This window comes from Paenibacillus cisolokensis (assembly GCF_018403665.1).
In the GTDB taxonomy this organism is placed as follows: Bacteria; Bacillota; Bacilli; order Paenibacillales; family Paenibacillaceae; genus Paenibacillus_AH; species Paenibacillus_AH cisolokensis.
In genome coordinates this window covers 1-2,280 of sequence record NZ_BOVJ01000249.1, presented here as the reverse complement: position 1 = coordinate 2,280, position 2,280 = coordinate 1, and the positions used below count along the sequence as shown (strand labels likewise).

At 39.2% G+C, this 2,280-nt stretch carries 2 protein-coding genes and 1 pseudogene; 1 reads left to right on the top strand and 2 read right to left on the bottom strand.

Annotated elements, in window-relative coordinates; genetic code table 11:
* Positions 1-11 precede the first annotated feature (11 nt).
* Both PACILC2_RS25520 and PACILC2_RS27720 read right to left on the bottom strand, forming a co-directional pair.
* Positions 12-1,193, bottom strand: a complete 1,182-nt coding sequence (locus PACILC2_RS25520; protein ID WP_244863863.1) for an ATP-dependent nuclease — start codon at positions 1,191-1,193, stop codon at positions 12-14.
* Between the two features lie 26 nt (positions 1,194-1,219).
* Entirely contained in the window at positions 1,220-1,549 is a 330-nt protein-coding gene (locus tag PACILC2_RS27720) for an AAA family ATPase (protein WP_244863862.1), read from the bottom strand.
* Positions 1,550-1,865: 316 nt separating this feature from the next.
* On the opposite strand from PACILC2_RS27720, the pseudogene PACILC2_RS25515 reads away from it, so the two are divergent.
* Positions 1,866-2,280 (top strand): annotated as a pseudogene (locus PACILC2_RS25515) (DUF418 domain-containing protein); the annotation flags it as partial.

The window sequence follows — 2,280 nt, the reverse complement described above, 5'->3', positions numbered from 1 at the left end:
TTGATGCAACGCTAGTGAAAACCACTATCTTCTCTGTACCAAACTTTTAGTAATTCTTCACGGTTACGTCCATTAAGCAATAGTTGTTTAATGGCATACTTAATCCTTGTCCAGCCACCGCCACCTCTTTCACGATCCAGATCTAATAAAGTAATGTGTGGAATATCCAACTCATTAAGCAATTTCCACATGTGATTAACATGTCTTCCTCCAAGCGGCACAATCGATATTCCAAAATCATCGGGATCAATCCCGTTAACTTTTAATATTCTGGGGATTACGATTTCTTCAGAGTCTCCCTCACCCAAAATAACCAATCTAGAAAAATAAATTTCAGGATAGGCCCTTACAGCTTCTTTAATGTATGTATAGGCCTCAGATGTCTTACTAGGCAAGATTATTTTATTCACAATTGTTATAAACCTAGCTTGATCAATTCTCAAATGTAATAGATTTTCTGGATTTATCCGTTTAATAATTGAAGCACTATGTGAAGTTAAAACCACTTGAGCATTCGGTTTGTTAGAAATATTCCTCAAGTTTTCCATAACTCTGCCCAATAGATGTGGTGAAATATGATTTTCCGGTTCTTCTACGGCAAGAATGGTAAGAGAAGCATTTGATTTTCCAGTAAGCTTCACTTCTGCTTCAAGTAATGATGAAACCAAGGAAAGGTAGAACAATGATCTGAGGCCATCCCCAAGCATTTCAACACCATACTCACCTAGATCATGAGTTGGAGAAAACGATACTTCTATCTTTCGTAGTAATGAAGAAAGTGTTGAACTATTAAACTGCAATTTGGCTTCTTGATAACGTGCATCCTTGTGATACTTTTTCCATTCCTCAGCAATAATGTTTCTTATCTGAGCAACCCCATTAATTCCATCGAAAAGTTCGTTCACAGGTTCCATTCTGGTTTTTATGATGTCATCAATATCATCTGGCCATGAGATATTATTTAAAATTCTCCAAAGTATCGTTCCCGAAGCATTTCGCAATTGACCTGATGGTTCTCTTACTGCGGGTACGTATATGACTTGAATTGCTGAACGTTGGTGAGGGGAAACAGGAATTAAATCCTCATCTGTTTCATCAATACCTTCTGCAACAGTTACAAAGTATAATTTCTGATCGATATCGCCTTCGGGAGTATTATCCGCCGTCCATTTAGCAACTAATCTTACACGCAAATAGGGGGGTTCACCAGTTGCATTGATCACGAGTTGATTAAAAATGGAGGAATGTTTGTCCTACTCAAAGTGTCTTGGGACTCTTCCAGTAATTCAGGAAAATCAATTCGTGCTTCAATTGACAAATTCAGTTCTTTTATTGACTCTACTTTAGATTGTTTGGGGATGTGAAAATCTGACTTTTCTAATGAACGCTCATGTGAAGATACTCCGAAAAGTTTAACCAGACTGTGAATTAATGCTGTCTTACCCGATGAGTTTTCCCCTACGAAACCAGATAGGTTATTTAAAGTTATTGTTGTCCCTTCATCATCGAAGCTTCTGAAATTCTTTAAATATAGCTTTGATATCAGCATAATCTTTAACTCCTTACAACACGTAGTCATTAGTAATAGCAACTTATAATCAAGAAACTTTTTTAGCTCTAAAATCATTGGAAATATACACAATTTCTACAATTCCCTATTTAATCCCTGCTGAAAAATGCGGATAAGAACGAGAAAACACCAATCAACCGAATATTATGCGTTAAATCTGCATTTATACCTAATCTCCTTTCAAGCCTTGAACATGACACGTGTCATATTTAACTCTTTACAGGTGTGAATGTTCCCTCTCTCTTATCGTAGCTACAATAAAATTACGCTAATTCAAAGAGAAAGAGTGAAGGATATGGAACAACGTGGAGAAAGAATCCGCCTGCTGGACATCCTGCGAGGGTTTGCCATTCTGGGAACCTTGGGGACGAACATCTGGATATTCGCACATTTGGGAGATCTGGCTTATCTGACAACGTTCGATCATTCGGGTTGGTGGGGAGCCGACGATCTGATCCGGATGATCGTGTTATTCCTTGTGAACGGCAAGCTGCTGGGCTTGTTGACGATCATGTTTGGAGTGGGACTGGAACTGAAATATCGGCAGGCGATGCGCAAAGGGAAAGCCTGGCCGGGAGTCTACCTCTGGGTATCCTTGTTATTATTCATGGAAGGCTTGCTTCATTTCATCCTGGTGATAGAGTATGACATCTTGATGAGCTACGGCTTGACGGCCATGATTGCAGCCTTCATCGTCAAAGGCGGCGACC